Origin of the sequence: Streptomyces sp. NRRL S-244 (assembly GCF_000717915.1) — a bacterium.
Lineage (GTDB): Bacteria > Actinomycetota > Actinomycetes > Streptomycetales > Streptomycetaceae > Streptomyces.
Genome location: NZ_JOCX01000010.1, coordinates 187,405 through 206,180 on the forward strand (window position 1 = coordinate 187,405; position 18,776 = coordinate 206,180).

Sequence of the window (18,776 nt, forward strand, 5' to 3'; positions counted from 1 at the left end):
CCTGCCGCGACGGACGGCTACTTCGGCCGGTCCTCCCCGTACAGCCAGACGTCCCAGACCTTCTTCAGGTCGTGCCCCGTCGACCGCTCCGCGTACGCGGTGAAGTCGGCCGTACTCGCGTTCCCGTACCGGTGGTCGGTGGCCCAGCCGCGCAGCAGGGCGAAGAACTTCTCGTCGCCGACCTCCTGCCGGATCCGCTGGAGGACCATCGCGCCCCGGACGTACACCGGGGTCTCGGAGATGTCCTTCGCGCTGGGCGGGTCGGCGGGCGGGAAGGCGGCCCAGTCGGATTCGGCGTCCTCGTCCACCGCGGTGTCGCCGGTGAGGTAAGCGTCGAAGTGCTGCTGGGCGGTGGTGCCGCCGTGGTCCTCGGACCACAGCCATTCGGCGTAGGTCGCGAAGCCCTCGTTGAGCCACATGTCCTTCCAGGACTTCGGCGACACCGAGTCGCCGAACCACTGGTGGGCCGTCTCGTGCAGGACGAGTTTCTCGTCGGGCGCTCCGGAGAAGACGGGTTTGGTCTGCGTCTCCAGCGCGTACGCGAGGGATTGGGCCGGCAGCACGATCGCCCCGGCGGTGGCGAAGGGGTACGGGCCGAACCTGCGGCTGCCCCACTCCACGATCTCCGGCAGCCGCGCGAGCGCCGGGGCACTGGCGGCCGCCTCGGCGGGTGCCACGGCCTCGTACAGGGCGACCCCGGAGGGGGTCTTGCCGGTCGTCACCTTGAACTTCCCGATCGCGGCGGTGGCCAGGTAGCTCGCCATCGGCTCCGGGTTGTGCCACACGAATTCCGTCTGCCCGCCGGGGGTGTCGGTCCGGGAGGTCAACTCGCCGTTCGAGACCGCCTCGTAGCCCTTGGGCACGGTCAGGGTGATGTCGTACGTGGCCTTGTCGCTGGGGTGGTGGTTCCCGGGGAACCAGGCCATCGACCCGATCGGCTCACCGACCCCGACGGCCCCGTCGGCCGTGGTGATCCAGCCCTCCTCGGAGCCGTCCGCGTCCGTGATGGGCTGCGGCTTGCCGCGGTAGTCGATCTCCGTACGGAAGACCTCGCCCTTCTTGAGGTCCTTGGAGGGACGCACCGTCAGCTCCCGGCCGGTGCGGTTGTACCGGGCGGCCTCGCCCTGCACGGTGACGCCCTCGACCTTCAGGCCGGCGAGGTCGAGGTTGAAGGAGCTGAGCCCCTGCCCGGCGCGGGCGGTGATGACGGCGGTGGCGTTCAACTCCCCGTCGGCGGGGTCGTAGTCGAGGTCCAGGTCGTAGTGCTCGATCTGGTAGCCGCCGTTGCCGGCCTTGGGGAAGTACGGATCGCGCAGCCCGGACGCACCGGGCCGCCCCTGCACCGTGCCGGCCGTACACGCCGTGGTGAGGGCGAGCAGGACGGCAGCGGCGGCGGCAGGGGCGGCGGCGAGGCGGGAGGGTGCGCGGCGGTGTTCCACGCGCCCGATCCTATGGGCGCCCGATGTCGTACTTCGGGGGATTACTTCTCCAGGGAGTCGACGCCGGCCTTGGCGTACTTCTCGTCCAGGTCGCCGCTCGGGGCGCCGGCCACGCCGATGCCGGCGACCGGGGCGCCCTTGGCCTGCACCGGGGTGCCGCCGCCGAGGAAGAGGGTGCCGGGGATGTCCTTCAGGTTCGGGGTCTGGGCGAGACGGCCCGCGAGCACCGAGGTCGGGGCGTTCCAGGACACGGCGGTGAAGGCCTTGCGCTGCGCCGACTCGTAGGACTGCGGGCCCGCGCCGTCGCCGCGCAGGGTGACGATGGTGTTGCCGTTGCGGTCCACGACCGCGACCGTCACCTTCTGGTTCTCCTTCTGCGCGGCGTCCAGCGCGGCCTGGGCGGCGCGGGTGGCGGCGTCGACGGTGAGGTGGGTCGTGGTGGTGAAGTTCTTCTCGTTCGCCCCGCCGTCCTTCTTCGCGGTGGCGGCGGCAGCGGCGGCCGGGGCGGACTCGGTCTGCGCGGCGCTGGCGCTGACCGCGCCGAAGGTCCCGGCGCCGAGCGCGACGGCGAGAGCGGTACCGGTGAGAACGCGGGTGCGGGTGTTCATGTCTGCTGCTCCTGGGTGCATCGGCTGAGTACGTCGGCTCGTCCTGCTGCTCCAAGCCTGGGGCCGCACCCGGCCCCGACCGGTCCCCGTACCGGCTCGCGACGGCTGCCGCACCGGTTGACCCCGGGGTCAACCGATCGGTCGATGCGGAGCGGGTACGGGTGCGGATTGGCTGGTCGGCGCCATCGCGTACGACCAGGCACGATGGAGGAGCCAGACACCGACCCGGGAGCCCGCTGTGAGCCACGTGAGCCGCGTACCGCCACAGGCGCCGGGGGTGCCGGGTGCGCCGGGTACGGCAGGTGCGCCCGGGGCACCGGGTGCGCCCGGGAAGGCGGACACGCGGGCCCTGGCGGCCGTCATGCACACGGCGTTCTTCCTGCTGCTCGGCGCCTCGGTGGCCCGCTTCCTGCTGCGCCACCCCGGCTCGCCCAGCACCCCGTGGATCCTCGCCCTCAGCATCACGCTGGCCCTGCTGTACGTGCTCGGCCCCGCGCTGGGGGCCGCGCCCACCGTGCGCCGGCTGCTCTGGCTCGGGCTGGTGGTGGCGGTCTGGGTGGTCCTGGTCGTCCTCGCGCCCAGCTTCGCCTGGTGCGCCGTCCCCCTCTTCTTCACCGCCCTGCGCACCCTGCCGCCCCGCGCGGCGATCGTCCTGGTGGCCCTGCTGACGGTGTTCGTGGTGGCGGCCCAGCTCAAGCTCTCGCGCGAGTTCGACCCGAACCTGCTGCTGGCCCCGCCCGCGATCGCGGCCCTGGCCACCGCCGTCTTCGTCCACATGGAGCGCCAGGCCGAGTCCCAGCGCGCCCTGATCGACGACCTGATCCGCACCCGCCGCGAGCTGGCCGCCACCGAGCGCCGCGAGGGCACCCTCGCCGAGCGGCAGCGGCTGTCGATGGAGATCCACGACACGCTCGCCCAGCACCTGTCCAGCCAGCAGATGCTGCTCCAGGCCGCGGACCGCACCTGGGACAGCGACCCGGCCACCGCCCGCGCGCACGTCCGTACCGCCACCGGCATCGCGGCGCGCGGGCTGGCGGAGGCACGGCGCCTGGTCCACGACCTGGCCCCGCCGGAGCTCGAAGGGGGCGGCGGCCTCGCGGAGGCGCTGCGCGCGCTCGACGCGGGCCCGGACATCGAGGTCCGCTTCCACCTGGAGGGCACGCCGGCCCCGCTCCCGGACCGGGTCCAGTCGGCGCTGCTGCGGATCGCGCAGGGCGCGCTGGCCAACGTACGGGAGCACGCGCACGCCCGGACCGCGGCCCTGACCCTGAGCTTCCTGGGCGACCAGGTGGTCCTGGACGTCGCGGACGACGGCGCGGGCTTCACCGAGCCGCGCGGGGCGGGAGCGGCCGGGGACCGCGGGCACGGACTCCCGGCGATGCGCGCCCGCGTCCGCCAGCTCGGCGGCACCCTGACCCTCGAATCCACCCCCGGCGAGGGCACGGTCCTCTCCGCGGCCATCCCCCTGGAGCCCCCCGTATGACGACCGGAACCGGAACCGGCCCGACCCCGATGACGACGATCCTGCTCTGCGACGACCACGCGGTGGTCCGCGCCGGCCTGCTGGCGCTGCTCGGCAGCGCGCCCGACATCGAGGTCCTGGGCGAGGCGGGCAGCGGCGAGGAGGCCGTGGCCCTGGCGGCGAAGCTGCGCCCGGACGTGGTGCTGATGGACCTCCAGCTGGGCGAGGGCATCGACGGGGTCGAGGCCACCCGCCGCATCACGGCGGTGACCGACCCGCCGCACGTACTGGTCCTGACGACGTACGACACGGACGCGGACGTCACCCGGGCCATCGCGGCGGGCGCCACGGGCTACCTGCTGAAGGCGGAGCGCCCGGAGGAGCTGTTCGCCGCGATCCACTCGGCGGCTGCGGGCCGCACCACGCTCTCCCCGCCGGTGGCGAGCCGCGTGATGGCCCACATGCGGGGCTCGCGCCCGACGCTGACGGACCGCGAACTGGACATCCTGGGCCAGCTGGCGCGGGGCCTGGGCAACCGGGACATCGCCCGGGCCCTGTTCATCAGCGAGGCCACGGTCAAGACCCACCTGGGCCGCATCTACGACAAGCTCGGCGTGGACACCCGGGCGGGAGCGGTCTCGGTGGCCAAGGAGCAGCGCCTCCTTCCGTAACGTGCCGGTCGGGGGCGGGATCCGGACACCGGGCGGGGCGTGTTCGGACAACCGTCCCGGGATCCCCGCGAATCCTTGTCGCAGACCTGCCAAAGCCGTGCCCCGCCCTGTCACGCTCTCTCGCGCCGCCACCCCGGCCACCGCGAAGGAGCCCGAGTGACCCACCCCACGTCCTCTCGCCGCACCCGCCTCGCCGTCCTCCTCGGGACGGCCGCCGTCCTGACGACCACGGCGATGACGGCCCCGGCGACGGCCGCGGCCGAGACCCCGTACGGCACCGCCGGCACCGGCGTCGGCCCCGGCATCGGAACCGGAATCGGGCCCGGACCCGTCGCCGCCATCGGCACGGGCCACGGCCAGCACGCCGGCACCGTCCCCCTCAGCACCTACTTCACCGGCAGCGCCTACCAGCTCCGCGACACCACCCGCGGCAACCAGCGCACCCTCGACGCCATGAACCAGACCGGCGGCGGCACCCTCTTCACCGACCCCGACAACGACTGGGGCGGTACCGGCACCCCCGCCGACCGCCAGTCCGCCGGCGTGGACGCCCACTACGCCACCGCCGTCACCTGGGACTTCTACAAGGGCGTCCTCGGCCGCAACGGCATCCGCGGCGACGGCACCGGCATCACCTCCCGCGTGCACTACGGCAACAACTACCCCAACGCCTTCTTCGACCCGAGCTGCTTCTGCGCCAACTACGGCGACGACCCCGCCACCGGCAAGACCCTCGCCACTCTCGACATCGTCGGCCACGAGCTCACCCACGGCGTGATCGCCTCCACCGCCGGCCTCGGCTCCTCCGGCGAGCCCGGCGGGCTGGGCGAAGGCACGGCCGACATCCTCGGCACCGCGATCGAGTTCTTCGCCGACAACACCACCGACGTCGGCGACTACTTCATCGGCGAACGCGTCTTCACCGACGGCCCCCTGCGCCGCATGGACCACCCCAGCCTCGACGGCCACTCCCGCGACTACTGGTCACGCGACATCGGCACCCTGGACCCGTACGCCGCCTCCGGCCCCGCCCGGCACTTCTTCTACCTCCTCGCCGAGGGCAGCGGCCCCAAGGAGATCAACAAGATCTCCTACGACTCCCCCACCTACGACGGCTCCAAGCTGCTCGGCATCGGCCGGGACAAGGCCGTCCGCATCTGGTACCGGGCCCTGAGCACCTACATGACCTCCACCACCAACTACGCCCGCGCCCGTACCGCCACGCTCACGGCCGCCGCCGACCTCTACGGCCCCGCAAGCGCGGAATACGGCCGCGTCGCCGCCGCCTGGACCGCCGTCAACGTCCGCTGACGGGCCACCGCCGAACGCGGTTCCGGCAGGCGTTGCGGGGGCGGTGGTCCGCGATGCCGGGCGGTGGTGACGGCGATGTTGCGGTGGGGCGGCGTCCGTGACGTGCGGGGCATGCGCCTCGGGCAGGCCCGCAGCCGCCCATGCCCGCCGGGGCGGCTGCCGGATGCGGCCTGCGGCCCGTCATCCACCGGCTCAGGACGCCCCACCGGCGTCCCGTCCCACGTACCCGCCCCACCGTGACACCATCGGGTACGTGCTCGACATCGGCTACTCCCTCTCCCGGCGCTTCCCGGACCCCCCGCAGACCGACTACCGCTCGGCGGACGTCCACTCCCTGCGCCACGACCTGTTCTGCGGGGACGTCTACCTCGCCGACACCATCAAGGACCGGGAAGTGTCCACAGCCTGGGGATGGGTGCCCGTACTGGACTTCGCCTGGGCGCTCTGCGACATCGTCGAGCAGCTCGACCAGGACCCGCGCGGCAGCCGCTCCGCCCACCGCCAGTACGCCGAACTCGACTTCACCGAGTCCACCGACCGCATGCTCTTCGAGCGCCGCTTCGGCTGGGTGGACGTCGAGGCCGACTGGATGCCGCCGGAGGAGGAGCCGCTGACCTTCAGCCACCGCCTGCTGCGCCGCGAGGCCCGCGACTTCCTGCACGACCTGGTCGCCGACCTCATCGACATGCACGACGGCCTGGCCGACAACCCCGCCATCTGGACCCTCCAGGCCCGCTTCCCCCGCGTCCCGGCGTAGCCCCGGCAGGCCGGGCGGCCCGGCGTAGCCCCGGGCGGCCCGGCTGGACCCGGTGACCCGGCGGGCGGCAGGACCCGGTGGCCCGGCAGGCCCGGCAGGCCCGGCAGGATTACGACAGCACGCGGAGGCCCAGCTGGGCCGCCAGCGCCGGGGCCAGGTCGAAGAGCTGGTGCGGGCTGATCACCGCACCGGACAGCGCTTCCACCCCGCGCGCGATGTCCAGCTCCGCGGCCCCCCGCAGGTCCACGTCCGCCATCCGCGCCCCCGTGAAATCGGCCCCCCGCAGCGCGCACCCGCGGAACTCCACCCGCTCCATGACCGCGCCCCCGAAGTCCGCCTCCACCAGCACGCACCCGTCGAAGACCACGTCCTTGAGCCGCGCCTGCCGCAGGTTCAGGTAGTCGATCTTGCCCCCGCGGAACACCACCCGCTCCAGCACGGCCCCGTGCAACTGCACGCCGCCGAGCCGCGCCTCCACCAGCTCCACGTCCCGCAGCGAGGCCCCGGACAGGTCCGTCCCGACCCCCCGGACCCCCTCCAGCACCGAGTCCAGGATCCGGGCCTTCCCCAGCCCCGTCTCGTCCAGCGCGCACCGCCGCAGCGCGCAGTCCATGAAGCGGGCCCCGATGCCCTCCTGCCCCGCCAGATCCAGGTCCGCGAACTCCAGCCCGTCGTAGTCCCCGTCCGGCTCCAGCTCACCGCCCTCCCACGCGCTCAGCTCCGGAAGCCGCACCTCCGCCGGCCGCGCCGCCTTCACCTTCGCCTTCGCCGTCTCCCGCCGGGCCTGCCGGCCCTGCTGCCCCCGCTGCTCCTGCTGCTCCTGCTGCTCCTTGCGCGCCATTCCCCCATCGTCCCCCGCCCCACTGACAACGCCCGCCGGAGCCTTGACCTCAACCACGCTTGAGGTCAGAGGCTGTCGCCATGGACACCATGCGCGCCATCCGCCTCCACGCCTTCGGCCCCGCCGAGAACCTCGTCCACGAGCGCACCGAAACGCCTGTACCGGCCCCCGGCCAGGTCCGCATCGCCGTGGCCGCCGCCGGAGTCCACCTCCTCGACACGGCCCTGCGCCAGGGCGTGCAGAGCCCCGTCCACGCCCTCCCCGAGCTCCCGACCATCCCCGGCCGCGAGGTCGCCGGCACCGTCGACGCCCTCGGCCCCGGCACCGACCCCGGCTGGCTCGGCCGACAGGTCGTCGTCCACCTCGGCTTCGTGCCGGGAGGCTACGCCGAGTACGCCGTCGCCGACGCCGACCGCCTGCACCCCGTACCGCCCGGCCTCGACCCCGCCCAGGCGGTCGCCATGATCGGCACCGGCCGCACCACCCTCGGGATCCTCCAGTTCGCCGACCTCGGCCCGGACTCCACCGTCCTCGTCCCCGCCGCCGCCGGCGGCATCGGCACCCTGCTCGTCCAGTACGCACGGGGCGCCGGCGCCACCGTCATCGCCCTCGCCGGCGGCCCCGCCAAAACCGCCCTGGCCGCCGCCAACGGCGCCCACCTCGCCCTCGACTACACCACCCCCGACTGGCCGGAGGCCGTACGCGAAGCCCACCCGGCCGGCGCCACCGTCCTCTTCGACTCCGTCGGCGGCCCCATCGCCCGCGCCGCCCTCGACCTCCTCGCCCCCGGCGCCCGCCACCTCGTCTTCGGCTGGTCCGCCGGCCCCATCCCCCTCACCGAAGCCGACCGCGCCCGCCTCACCGCCCGCGCCGTCACCACCGAGAACGTCCTCGGCCCCGCCATGCTCCGGCGCGCCGGCGGCGACGACCCCCTGCGCCTGCTCGAAACCCGCGCCCTCGCCGAAGCCGCCGCCGGCCGGCTCCGGCCCGCCCTCCAGCGCTACCCGCTCGCCGAAGCGGCCGCCGCCCACCACGCTTTGGAGACCCGCGCCACCACCGGCAAGGTCGTCCTCGAACCCTGAGGGGCGCCGGGCCCCCGCCGGTAATATCGGATGACAGCGGCCCGTATCCCCACGTACCGTCCACCGACGTGGACCCGCTCACCGAAAAACAGATCCGTTCGTCCTTCGTGAACTGCACGAAGGGCGAGGCGGCGCGCCTCAGGCTCCCGCTGGACTTCAGCGAACTGCCCTGGGAAGACCTCGACTTCCTCGGCTGGGTCGACCCCGGCGCGCCGCTGCGCGCCCACCTCGTACGCCGGAACGCCGACGGCACCCCCGTCGGCATCACCCTGCGCGTCCCGGGCACGAGCCGCACCAGCGCCCTCAAGTCCAGCGTCTGCCAGATCTGCCTCACCGGCCACGCCGCCTCCGGCGTCTCCCTCCTGGTCGCGCCCCTCGCCGGGGCCCGCGGCCGCGAGGGCAACACCGTCGGCGTCTACGTCTGCTCCGACCTCGCCTGCTCCCTCTACGTCCGGGGCAAGCGCCAGCCGAAGCTGCGGGCGGGCCGGTACGAGGAGACCCTCACGCTCGCCGAGAAGATCGACCGCACCCGCGCCAACCTCGACTCCTTCACGGCCAAGATCACCGCCTGAAGCCGCGCCCCGGCCCGGCGCAGCGGCATCAGCCCTGCGCCGAGCCGAGCCTCTTCAACGGCTCATCGCTCAGCCGGTACACCGACCACTCGTCCTGCGGCCGCGCGCCCAAGGCCTCGTAGAACGCGATCGTCGGCGCGTTCCACTTCAGCACCGCCCACTCCAGGCGCTCGTACCCGCGCTCCACGCAGATCCGCGCCAGCTCCGCCAGCAGCGCCTTCCCGTACCCGCCGCCGCGCACGCCGGGCCGCACGTACAGGTCCTCCAGGTAGATCCCGCGCACCCCGCGCCACGTCGAGAAGTTCAGGAACCAGACCGAGAACCCGACGGCCTCCCCGTCCTCCGTCTCCGCGATGTGCGCGAACGCCGCCGGCCGCGCCCCGAACAGCGCCTCCCGCAACTGCTCCCGCGTGGCCCGCGCCTCGTGCGGCACCTTCTCGTACTCCGCCAGCTCGCGGATCATGGAATGGATGACGGGAACGTCTTCGACGACGGCGCTACGGATCATGGAAGCACCCTAGGGAGTGTCGCCGCCGATGCCGACGGCCTCCAGCGTCTGCGCGAACGCCGCCGCGTCGAACATCGCCCCGTCCTTCGAGCCCACCGACCGCCCGTCCACCCTCACCATCGGCGTCCCCTGCGCCCCCGTCGCCTCGAACGCCTCCTCCGCCTCGCCGACCCACCCCTCGTACGTCTGCTCCGCCACCGCCCGGTCGAACGCCTCCCCGCGCAGCCCCGGCACCTCGGCCGCGATCGCCAGCAGGTGCCCGTCCGTGAACTTCGCCTTCGGCTGGCTCGCGAACACCGCCGCCTGGTACTCCGCGAACTTCCCCGCCTCCGCCGACGCCCGCAGCGCGTTCACGGCCCGCACCGAACCGCTGGCCCCGTCCCGGTCCAGGAACGACGCCAGCAGGTACTCGACCTTGACCTTCCCCTCCGCGGCCAGCTTCAGCAGCACCTCGCCGCCCGCCCCCTCGAACTTCGCGCAGTACCCGCACCGCGGATCCACCAGCACCTGCGCCGTACGCGGCGCCGCCGCGTCCCCGACCACGATCTTCGCCCCGTCCACCCGCGCCGGCAGCTTCGCCAACTGATCGGCGATCGGGCTCGTCCGCACCACCCCGGCGGCGCCGGAGACGGAACCGGAACCCGCTCCCGACCCCTCCCCCGCGCCGCATCCGGCCGCCGCCCCGAAGAGCAGGGCCGCCGCCACGACCGCCCCGACCACACGCCCCGCGCGCCCTGTCTTACGTACGCCCACCATCGACCAAACCTCTCACAACACGGACAAAACCCCCCACCGGCACCCTACGGACCCCCGCACCCCCGCCACATCAGCCAAAAGGCCACCTCTCCCACCCCAAAACCCGGCATCCGGTACCTGGACACCCATCCGGAACGCCCTGTACCAACTCCCCATGACGATCAACGGCGGCATTTCCTTCTGGTACGCGACGGACCACACCGCCACCCAGCAGCCACCCCGCGCCCCCCTCACCGGCCACGCCACGGCCGACGTCGTCATCGTCGGCGGCGGCTACACCGGCCTGTGGACCGCCTACTACCTCAAGACCGCCGCCCCCGACCTCCGCGTCACCGTCCTGGAGCAGAAGTTCTGCGGCTACGGGGCCTCCGGCCGCAACGGCGGCTGGCTCTACAACGGCATCGCCGGCCGCGACCGCTACGCCGAACTCCACGGCCACCAGGCCGCGCTCCGCCTCCAGCAGGCCATGAACGAGACCGTCACCGAGGTCATCGACACCGCCGCCAAGGAGGACATCGACGCCGACATCCACCGCGGCGGCGTCCTCGAAGTCGCCCGCACCCCCGCCCAGCTCAGCCGCCTCAAGGCCTTCCACACCGCCGAACTCGCCTTCGGCGAGACCGACCGCGAGCTCTACGACGCCACCGACACCCGAGCCCGCATCGACATCGCCGACGCCGTCGGCTCCAGCTGGACCCCGCACGGTGCCCGCATCCACCCCCTCAAGCTGGTCAAGGGGCTGGCCGCCGCCTGCGAACGCCTCGGCGTGGTCATCCACGAATCCACGCCCGTCACCGAAATCGCCCCCCGCCGGGCCATCACCCCGTACGGCACCGTCCGCGCCCCGTACGTCCTGCGCTGCACCGAGGGCTTCACCGCCGCCCTCAAGGGCCAGAAGCGCTCCTGGCTCCCGATGAACTCCTCGATGATCGCGACGGCCCCGCTGCCGCCCGAGGTGTGGTCCCGCATCGGCTGGTCGGACGCCTGCACCCTCGGCGACATGGCCCACGCCTACATGTACGCCCAGCGCACCGCGGACGACCGCATCGCGATCGGCGGCCGCGGCGTCCCGTACCGCTTCGGCTCCCGCACGGACACGGACGGCACCACGCAGCAGTCGACGATCGATTCCCTGACCGCGCTCCTGACGTCCTTCTTCCCGATCCTCACGGGAGTGGAGATCACCCACGCCTGGTCGGGCGTCCTCGGCGTCCCCCGCGACTGGTGCGCCACCGTCACCCTGGACCGCACGACGGGCCTCGGCTGGGCCGGCGGCTACGTCGGCTCGGGCGTCGCCACCTCGAACCTCGCGGCCCGCACGCTGCGCGACCTCGTCCTGGGCGAACGCTCCGACCTGACCGCCCTCCCCTGGGTCAACCACCGCGTCCGCCGCTGGGAGCCGGAGCCCTTCCGCTGGATCGGCGTCCAGGCCCTCTACGCGGCCTACCGCGAGGCCGACCGCCACGAATCGGCGACCCACACCCCGACCACAACCCCCCTGGCCCGCCTGGCCAACCGCATCTCGGGCCGCCACTGACCCTTCCGCACGCACACGAAAGGCCCCGGACCACAAGGATCCGGGGCCTTCCCCTTCCATCCGATTCCCTCGACCGGAAACCCTCCGGCCTGGGACGGAGCCCCCTGTCGGATTCGAACCGACGACCTACGCATTACAAGTGCGTTGCTCTGGCCGGACTGAGCTAAGGAGGCGTAACCGCCCTCACTTTACACAGCGCCCCATCCCCCGGGCCATCACGTTGTCCCTCCCACGGGTGCCTCTGCGAACGCTCCGACAGAGGCGGAAGTCACCGCCGCAGGGGTGCTGACAGGACGGGGATCCGGGGGTAGCGTCGGGCGGAGTCCTGATTACTGGACTAGACCTTCCACTCGGATCGTCCGGCACGTTCCTGCCGGTAGAAGGGATTCATCACCATGGCTTCTGTCACCTTCGACAAGGCGACCCGGCTGTACCCCGGCGGCGACAAGCCCGCCGTCGACGAGCTGGAGCTGCACATCGAGGACGGCGAGTTCCTCGTCCTCGTCGGGCCCTCCGGCTGCGGCAAGTCCACCTCGCTGCGCATGCTGGCCGGCCTGGAGGACGTCAACGGCGGTGCCATCCGCATCGGCGACCGCGACGTCACGCACCTGCCGCCCAAGGACCGGGACATCGCGATGGTGTTCCAGAACTACGCGCTCTACCCGCACATGACCGTCGCCGACAACATGGGCTTCGCGCTCAAGATCGCCGGCGAGGACAAGGCGACCATCCGCAGGAAGGTCGAGGACGCGGCGAAGATGCTCGACCTCACCCAGTACCTCGACCGCAAGCCGAAGGCGCTCTCCGGCGGCCAGCGCCAGCGCGTCGCCATGGGCCGTGCCATCGTGCGCAAGCCGCAGGTGTTCCTCATGGACGAGCCGCTGTCGAACCTCGACGCCAAGCTCCGCGTGTCCACCCGCACCCAGATCGCGGCGCTCCAGCGCGACCTCGGGATCACCACCGTCTACGTCACCCACGACCAGGTCGAGGCCATGACGATGGGCGACCGGGTGGCGGTCCTCAAGGACGGTCTGCTCCAGCAGGTCGACACCCCGCGCAACATGTACGACCGCCCGGCCAACCTCTTCGTCGCCGGCTTCATCGGCTCCCCGGCCATGAACCTGGTCGAGGTCCCGATCGCCGACGGCGGCGTGAAGTTCGGCGAGAGCGTGGTCCCGGTGTCGCGCGAGGCGCTGTCCGCCGCCGCGGACGCGGGCGACCGCACCGTCACGGTCGGCGTGCGCCCGGAGCACTTCGACATCGGCACCGAAGGCGGCCTGACGATCACCGTCAACGTCGTCGAGGAGCTCGGCGCCGACGGCTACGTCTACGGCCGCACGACCGAGACCGAGGGCGCGCAGGACATCGTGGTGCGCGTGGGCGGCCGCCAGGTGCCGGAGAAGGGCTCGACGCTGCGCGTGGTGCCGCGGGCCGGCGAGATCCACGTCTTCTCGACCTCGTCGGGCGAGCGGCTCTCCGACTGACCCGGTGCGCGAGTGGGTACGGACAGGGGCGCTCCTTCCCGGGGCGCCCCCGTCCGCGCCCCCGTCCGCGTCCCCGTCCGCGTCCCCGTCCGCGTCCGCCATCCGGGGCAGACCGGGCCATTCGGGCCCAGTCGTCAACCCTTAATTCGAAAAGCCACGTCGAACCATCCCCCGACCGGGTGACTAAATGTCGCCAAATCTTCACCGAGCGCTACTCTCGCCCTCGTGACCCACACTGCCCGCCGTATCGGCCGTTCCCTCGCCCTGGTCCTGCCCGTCGTCCTGGTCCTGTCCGGGACCCTCGCGGTCACCATGGTCCCCTGGGCGGACAACACGCCTTCCCAGATCCTGACCGCCTCCGCCGAGGACGTGTCCGTCCCCGCGAAGCCGCGCGCCGCGCAGGACGTGCTGCGCGACAAGCTGCTGGGCGAGCTCCAGCAGGGCGAGGCGCCGGGCGACGTCCTGACGCACCTTCAGCAGGAGGTGGACCGGCGCCCGTCGCTGGCCGAGCACTGCGTGGGGATCGCGCGGGCGCTGGGGCGGGCCGCCGTGGACGTGTACGGCCCGACGAAGGCGCAGTCCTTCGCGCGTCCCGTCTGCGACACCGCGTACGCGACCGGCGTCGCCTCGATGGGCTGACGGCTGCCGGGCGTCGCCGTTCTCCCCCGCCTCGGGGCCTCTACTCTGGCGGCCATGACCGACGTACCCCCCGTGTCCCGCTCTTCCGATTCCGCGGCCGCGTACCCGGCCTCCCTCGTTCAGGCGCCCGTTCAGGCGGTCGTACTGGCGGGCGGCCAGGGTTCGCGGCTGCGTCCGTACACGGACGACCGGCCGAAGCCGATGGTGGAGATCCCGGGAACCGGGGTGCCGATCATCGGGCACCAGCTGGCCTGGCTGGCGGCCGAGGGGGTGACGGACGCGGTGGTGTCGTGCGGGCATCTCGCGCAGGTGCTCCAGGACTGGCTGGCGAAGGCGGACCTGCCGCTGCGGGTGACCACGGTGGTGGAGGAGGAGCCGCTGGGGCGCGGTGGCGGGCTGAAGTACGCGGCTCGCCATCTGCCGTACCCGGACCGGCCCTGGTACGCGACGAACGGGGACATCTGGACGCGGTTCTCGCTGCGCGAGATGGCGGAGTTCCACGCCGAGCGGGGGGCGACGGCGACGCTGGCGCTGGCCCGGCCGCGGATCCCGTGGGGGGCGGTGGAGACCAACGAGTTCGGGCAGGTGCTGGACTTCATCGAGTCGCCGCCGTCGCCGTACCTGATCAATGCGGGCGTGTACGTCTTCGGTCCCGAATTCGCGGCGCTGCTGCCGGATTTGGGCGACCACGAGCGTACGACGTTCCCGCGGCTGGCGCGGGAGCGGCGGCTCGCGGGCTTCCCGCTGCCGCAGGGGGCCTACTGGCGGGCGATCGACACGGCGAAGGACCTGACCGAGGCGGCACGGGAGCTGGCCGCCCAGAGCGGCTCCTGAGGCCGTTCGCGCGGCAGAGCACCGGAGAACACCGGAGAGCACCGAAGAGGGGCCCGGCGCGCACACGGTGCGCCGGGCCCCTCTCCGTACCGTCGTCAGCCGAGGAGGCCGCCGACCAGTCCGGGCTTCTTCGCCGGCGCGTCCCCGCCGCCGCTGCCGCCTCCGCTGCCGGAGCTGGAGGACGGCGGTTTCGGGGTGGACTGCTTGGGCGAGCTGCCCGGGTTCTGGCCGTTGCCGGAGCCGCGGGTCGCGGTCGGCGACTGCGAGCCGGTGCCCGCGGTCTCCTTGGCGGTGGAACCGGTGCCCCCGCGCCCGGACTTGGCGGCCGGCGCCGAGGCGCTGGCGCTGGGCTCGGCCGTCTTGGAGGGCTGCTGGGTGGCGGGCTGCTGCTGCGGCCGCTGCTGCTTGTCGGCCGGGGCCTGCGGGAGCGGGGAGCCGGGCAGGTAGTTGCTGGGGGCCTGGCCGGGTCCGGGGACGGTGACCACGGTGGTGGAGCGGACGGCGCCGCCGAGGAGCGAGCCGATGAGCAGGGTGAGTCCGCAGACGACGGTGGCCATGATGGTTCCGCGGCGCAGGACGCGGCGGCGCAGCCGCCAGATCTCGGAGCGCGGTCCGAGGGTCCGCCAGGCCTCGCCGGCGAGGCGCCCGTCGAGGGAGTAGACGGGGGCGCCGGCGATGATCAGCGGGCTCCAGGCGGCGAGGTAGATGATGTCGGGGGCGTCGTAGGCGGGGACGGTCTTCCAGCTGACCGTCATCAGCAGGGCGGCCGACAGCAGGGCGCCGATGCAGGCGGCGAACCGCTGCCACAGGCCCAGGACGGTCAGTACGCCGACGATGACCTGGAGGAAGGCCACGCTGAGCCCGGCCCCGACGGGGTGGGCGAGGGCGAAGTCGCGCAGGGGTTCGGCGAGCGCCCAGGGGTGGAGGGTGCGGAGCCAGGTGACCATGGAGCCGCGTTCGCCGCCGTCGAAGTAGACGGGGTCGCACAGCTTGCCCATGCCGGCGTAGATGCAGATGAAGCCGAGGAAGACGCGCAGCGGGAGCAGCACGACGCCGAGGTTCATCCGGCGGCCGGGGTAGTACGAGGCCTGCCCGCGGGTGTCGGAGGGGTTGCGGCGGGAGTCGGCGCCGGGTCCGCCGTCGAGGCCGTCGTACGGTCCCCCGCCGCCCGCGTACCGGGGGTCGTACGGGAGGTCGCGTACGGCGGCCAGCGGGCGGGTCTCGTCCGCGGCTCCGTACGTGCGCTGGCCGATGACGGTCGGCGTGGCCAGCGTGTCCTCGGCGAGGTCGTGGGCCAGGTCGACGCGGGGGATGGTCTGGGTGGCGCCGCCGTCGAACTCGTCGTGTCCGCGCCCGTGTTCGCGCACGGCCTGGAGGAGCCCGCCCATGGCGGCGGTGTCGCCGGGGGCGGACTTGCCGCTCCAGACGACGGGGGCCCGGCGGCGGCCTGCGCCGGCAGCGGCGGCGACCACGGCGCCGCCGAGGACGGGCACGCGGCCGGGGCCGTTCGCGGGCTTGGAACGCGCGCTCGGGCTCGGTGCGAGCCGCACGCGGAAGCTGGCGTGGTTGACGATGACCTGTGCGGGGTCGCACGGCACCTTGACCATGCTCAGCGCGGGCTGGTCGTCGAACCCTGACGTTCTGGTGTCCACACTCATCTAACCGAGTGATCAGTGTTTAGGACACTGCCTTGACAGCAGGGATGTGTCCGAGACCCGTCAAGATCAAGCCACCCCGCCCGAAACGGGCGGGGTGGCACGCTCACGGGTCACGGCGCGTAGGCCATTCGGCAGAGCTCAGGTGCGGGGCGTCGTCGCGCGGCGGCGGGCCGCCTCGTAGAGCACGACGCCCGCGGCGACACCGGCGTTGAGCGACTCGGCGCCGCCCGGCATCGGGATGCGGACGAGGTAGTCGCAGTTCTCGCCGACGAGGCGGCCGAGGCCCTTGCCCTCGGAGCCGACGACGATGACGACCGGGCCCGCGAGCTCGGCGAGGTCGTTGACCGTGTGCGTGCCCTCGGCGGCGAGGCCGACGATGGTGATGCCGGCCTTCTTGTAGTCCTGGAGGGCGCGCGTCAGGTTGGTGACGCGGGAGACCGGGGTGCGGGCGGCGGTGCCGGCCGAGGTCTTCCAGGCACCGGCGGTCATGCCGGCGGCGCGGCGCTCGGGGATGACCACGCCGTGGCCGCCGAAGGCGGAGACGGAGCGGACGATCGCGCCGAGGTTGCGCGGGTCGGTGACGCCGTCGAGGGCGACGATGAGGGGGTCCTCGCCGTTGTCGTACGCGGCGGTCGTGAGGTCCTCCGGGTGCGCGTACTCGTACGGCGGGACCTGGAGGACCAGGCCCTGGTGGTTGAGCCCGTTGGTCATCCGGTCGAGCTCGGGGCGCGGGGCTTCCATCAGGTTGATGTTGCCGCGCTCGCCGGCGAGCTGGAGGGCCTCGCGCACGCGCTCGTCGTTGTCGATGAACTGCTGGACGTAGAGGGTGGTGGCGGGGACGCCGTCGCGCAGCGCCTCGAAGACCGGGTTGCGGCCGACGACCATCTCGCTGGTGCCCTTGGGGCCTCCGCGGCGGGGGGCGGGGCGGCGCTTGGCGGCCTGGCGGGCCATGGCGCCCGCGATGCGGTTCGCCTTGTGCTTCTTGCGGTCCTCGGCCTTGGGCGTGGGGCCCTTGCCTTCGAGGCCCTTGCGCCGCTGGCCACCGCTGCCGACCGTGGCGCCCTTCTTGTTGGACGTGCGGCGGTTCCTGCGCTGGCTGTTCCCGGCCATGACCTCTACCTGTTTTCGTTGATGCTGCGATATGTACGTATGAAGAGTGTGCCGCCCGGAGCCCCGGGCGGCACAGTCGGACTGCTCCGCGTGCCGGGGGCTCAGCGCGGGCCGAGCGACCAGCGCGGTCCCGTGGGGCTGTCCTCGATGACCAGGCCCGACTGCTGGAGCTGGTCGCGGATGGCGTCGGCGGTCGCCCAGTCCTTGCGGGCCCGGGCGGACTCGCGCTGCTCCAGGACGAGGCGTACGAGGGTGTCGACGGCGCCGTGGAGGTCCTCGCCGCGGTCGGACTCCCCGGCCCAGTGCGGGTCGAGGGGGTCCAGGCCGAGGACGCCGAGCATGGCCCGTACCTCGGACAGCCGGGCGATGGCGGCGTCCTTGTCGTCGGCGGCGAGGGCGCTGTTGCCCTGGCGGACCGTGGTGTGGACGATGGCGAGCGCCTGCGGCACGCCCAGGTCGTCGTCCATGGCCTCGGCGAAGGCGGGCGGGACCTCGGAGGCCGGGTCGACGGTCTTGCCGGCCTTCTCGATGACGCGCTGGTAGAAGCCCTCGATGCGCGCGAAGGCGGACTCGGCCTCGCGCAGCGACTCCTCGCTGTACTCGATCATCGAGCGGTAGTGCGGGGTGCCGAGGTAGTAGCGCAGGACGATGGGGCGCCAGACCTTGAGCATCTCGGAGACGAGGACGGAGTTGCCGAGCGACTTCGACATCTTCTCGCCGGAGAGGGTGACCCAGGCGTTGTGCATCCAGTACTTCGCGAACTCGTCGCCGAAGGCCTTGGCCTGGGCGATCTCGTTCTCGTGGTGCGGGAAGATCAGGTCGAGTCCGCCGCCGTGGATGTCGAAGGCGCTGCCGAGGTACTTGTGCGCCATCGCGGAGCACTCCAGGTGCCAGCCGGGACGGCCGCGGCCCCACGGGGTCTCCCAGTCGGGCTCGCCGGGCTTGGAGGCCTTCCACATGGCGAAGTCGCGGGGGTCGCGCTTGCCGGTGATGCCCTCCTCGGCGGGCTGGCGCAGGTCGTCGATGTTCTGGTTCGACAACTCCAGGTACCCGGGGAAGGAGCGCACGTCGAAGTAGACGCTGCCGTCGGCCTCGTAGGCGTGGCCGCTCTCGATGAGGCCGCGCATCATCTCGATCATCTCGGGCACGTGGCCGGTGGCGCGCGGCTCGTAGGTGGGCGGGAGGCAGCCCAGCGCGTTGTAGCCGTCGTTGAAGGCGCGCTCGTTCTCGTATCCGATGGACCACCACGGGCGGCCCTGGTCGCCCGACTTCAAGATGATCTTGTCGTCGATGTCGGTGACGTTGCGGATGAAGGTGACGTCGAGGCCGCGGTAGGTGAACCAGCGGCGCGCGATGTCGAAGTTCAGGTACGAGCGGACATGCCCGATGTGCGGGGCCGCCTGGACGGTGGCGCCACAGAGGTAGATCGAGACGCAGCCCGGAACGAGCGGGGTGAAGTCGCGGATCTGCCGGGCGCTGGTGTCGTACAGGCGAATAGTCACGGCAT

At 72.8% G+C, this 18,776-nt stretch carries 18 protein-coding genes and 1 tRNA gene; 10 read left to right on the forward strand and 9 right to left on the reverse strand.

All coding sequences use genetic code 11. The annotated features are described in order from the left end of the window. Positions 1–17: 17 nt before the first annotated feature. Positions 18–1,439 carry a M1 family metallopeptidase gene (locus IF02_RS0114745; RefSeq protein ID WP_051696224.1) on the reverse strand — a complete coding sequence of 474 codons (1,422 nt, stop codon included), beginning with the start codon at positions 1,437–1,439 and terminating at the stop codon, positions 18–20. A gap of 41 nt (positions 1,440–1,480) precedes the next feature. After that, complete coding sequence (locus IF02_RS0114750; protein WP_030157003.1) at positions 1,481–2,047, reverse strand: GlcG/HbpS family heme-binding protein; 567 nt, start codon at positions 2,045–2,047, stop codon at positions 1,481–1,483. Between the two features lie 238 nt (positions 2,048–2,285). Here IF02_RS0114750 and IF02_RS0114755 point away from each other — a divergent pair, with 238 nt between their 5' ends. From IF02_RS0114755 to IF02_RS0114770, 4 genes are all read left to right on the forward strand, one after another. Continuing rightward, positions 2,286–3,530, forward strand: coding sequence for a sensor histidine kinase (locus IF02_RS0114755; protein WP_420708152.1), 1,245 nt, complete (start codon positions 2,286–2,288; stop codon positions 3,528–3,530). Further along, a complete protein-coding gene (locus IF02_RS0114760; RefSeq protein WP_051696226.1) occupies positions 3,527–4,180 on the forward strand; it encodes a response regulator in 654 nt (217 codons plus the stop codon). Before IF02_RS0114755 ends, IF02_RS0114760 begins: the two co-directional genes overlap by 4 nt. Positions 4,181–4,336: 156 nt before the next feature. Further along, a complete protein-coding gene (locus IF02_RS0114765) occupies positions 4,337–5,491 on the forward strand; it encodes a M4 family metallopeptidase (protein WP_051696227.1) in 1,155 nt (384 codons plus the stop codon). A 253-nt stretch (positions 5,492–5,744) separates the two neighbouring features. Next, complete coding sequence (locus IF02_RS0114770; protein WP_030157011.1) at positions 5,745–6,248, forward strand: hypothetical protein; 504 nt, start codon at positions 5,745–5,747, stop codon at positions 6,246–6,248. A 109-nt stretch (positions 6,249–6,357) separates the two neighbouring features. On the opposite strand, the gene IF02_RS0114775 is transcribed toward IF02_RS0114770, so the two are convergent. Then, the gene (locus tag IF02_RS0114775) at positions 6,358–7,089 is read right to left on the reverse strand and encodes a pentapeptide repeat-containing protein (protein WP_078622095.1); all 732 of its coding nucleotides are present in this window, start codon (positions 7,087–7,089) and stop codon (positions 6,358–6,360) included. Positions 7,090–7,178: 89 nt separating this feature from the next. On the opposite strand from IF02_RS0114775, the gene IF02_RS0114780 reads away from it, so the two are divergent. Continuing rightward, positions 7,179–8,171 carry a zinc-binding dehydrogenase gene (locus IF02_RS0114780; protein ID WP_030157014.1) on the forward strand — a complete coding sequence of 331 codons (993 nt, stop codon included), beginning with the start codon at positions 7,179–7,181 and terminating at the stop codon, positions 8,169–8,171. 68 nt (positions 8,172–8,239) lie between these two features. Beyond that, positions 8,240–8,743 (forward strand): FBP domain-containing protein, encoded by a 504-nt coding sequence (locus tag IF02_RS0114785; RefSeq protein WP_030157015.1) that lies wholly within the window; start codon positions 8,240–8,242, stop codon positions 8,741–8,743. Positions 8,744–8,771: 28 nt separating this feature from the next. Here IF02_RS0114785 and IF02_RS0114790 read toward each other — a convergent pair whose 3' ends face one another. Together IF02_RS0114790 and IF02_RS0114795 are read right to left on the reverse strand one after the other, a co-directional pair. Next, positions 8,772–9,251 carry a GNAT family N-acetyltransferase gene (locus tag IF02_RS0114790; protein ID WP_030157017.1) on the reverse strand — a complete coding sequence of 160 codons (480 nt, stop codon included), beginning with the start codon at positions 9,249–9,251 and terminating at the stop codon, positions 8,772–8,774. Positions 9,252–9,260: 9 nt separating this feature from the next. Continuing rightward, a complete protein-coding gene (locus IF02_RS0114795; RefSeq protein WP_078622096.1) occupies positions 9,261–10,007 on the reverse strand; it encodes a DsbA family protein in 747 nt (248 codons plus the stop codon). 154 nt (positions 10,008–10,161) lie between these two features. On the opposite strand from IF02_RS0114795, the gene IF02_RS0114800 reads away from it, so the two are divergent. Beyond that, positions 10,162–11,544 carry an NAD(P)/FAD-dependent oxidoreductase gene (locus tag IF02_RS0114800; protein ID WP_030157021.1) on the forward strand — a complete coding sequence of 461 codons (1,383 nt, stop codon included), beginning with the start codon at positions 10,162–10,164 and terminating at the stop codon, positions 11,542–11,544. Between the two features lie 98 nt (positions 11,545–11,642). On the opposite strand, the gene IF02_RS0114805 is transcribed toward IF02_RS0114800, so the two are convergent. Next, positions 11,643–11,717: transfer RNA gene (locus tag IF02_RS0114805), tRNA-Thr, on the reverse strand. A 222-nt stretch (positions 11,718–11,939) separates the two neighbouring features. Between IF02_RS0114805 and IF02_RS0114810 the strand changes: the two genes are divergently transcribed. The 3 genes from IF02_RS0114810 to IF02_RS0114820 all read left to right on the forward strand — a co-directional run bounded on the left by IF02_RS0114810 (position 11,940) and on the right by IF02_RS0114820 (position 14,501). Next, positions 11,940–13,028: an ABC transporter ATP-binding protein gene (locus IF02_RS0114810; protein ID WP_030157022.1), complete on the forward strand. Its 1,089-nt coding sequence runs from the start codon at positions 11,940–11,942 to the stop codon at positions 13,026–13,028. 225 nt (positions 13,029–13,253) lie between these two features. Beyond that, positions 13,254–13,667, forward strand: coding sequence for a hypothetical protein (locus tag IF02_RS0114815; RefSeq protein ID WP_030157024.1), 414 nt, complete (start codon positions 13,254–13,256; stop codon positions 13,665–13,667). A 54-nt stretch (positions 13,668–13,721) separates the two neighbouring features. Then, positions 13,722–14,501, forward strand: coding sequence for a nucleotidyltransferase family protein (locus IF02_RS0114820; protein ID WP_078622097.1), 780 nt, complete (start codon positions 13,722–13,724; stop codon positions 14,499–14,501). 95 nt (positions 14,502–14,596) lie between these two features. On the opposite strand, the gene IF02_RS0114825 is transcribed toward IF02_RS0114820, so the two are convergent. From IF02_RS0114825 to cysS, 3 genes are all read right to left on the reverse strand, one after another. After that, positions 14,597–16,159 carry a DoxX family protein gene (locus IF02_RS0114825; protein WP_030157027.1) on the reverse strand — a complete coding sequence of 521 codons (1,563 nt, stop codon included), beginning with the start codon at positions 16,157–16,159 and terminating at the stop codon, positions 14,597–14,599. 138 nt (positions 16,160–16,297) lie between these two features. After that, a complete protein-coding gene (rlmB, locus tag IF02_RS0114830; RefSeq protein WP_030157029.1) occupies positions 16,298–17,269 on the reverse strand; it encodes a 23S rRNA (guanosine(2251)-2'-O)-methyltransferase RlmB in 972 nt (323 codons plus the stop codon). Between the two features lie 101 nt (positions 17,270–17,370). Further along, positions 17,371–18,771: a cysteine--tRNA ligase gene (gene cysS, locus IF02_RS0114835; RefSeq protein ID WP_030157030.1), complete on the reverse strand. Its 1,401-nt coding sequence runs from the start codon at positions 18,769–18,771 to the stop codon at positions 17,371–17,373. Positions 18,772–18,776: the final 5 nt, after the last annotated feature.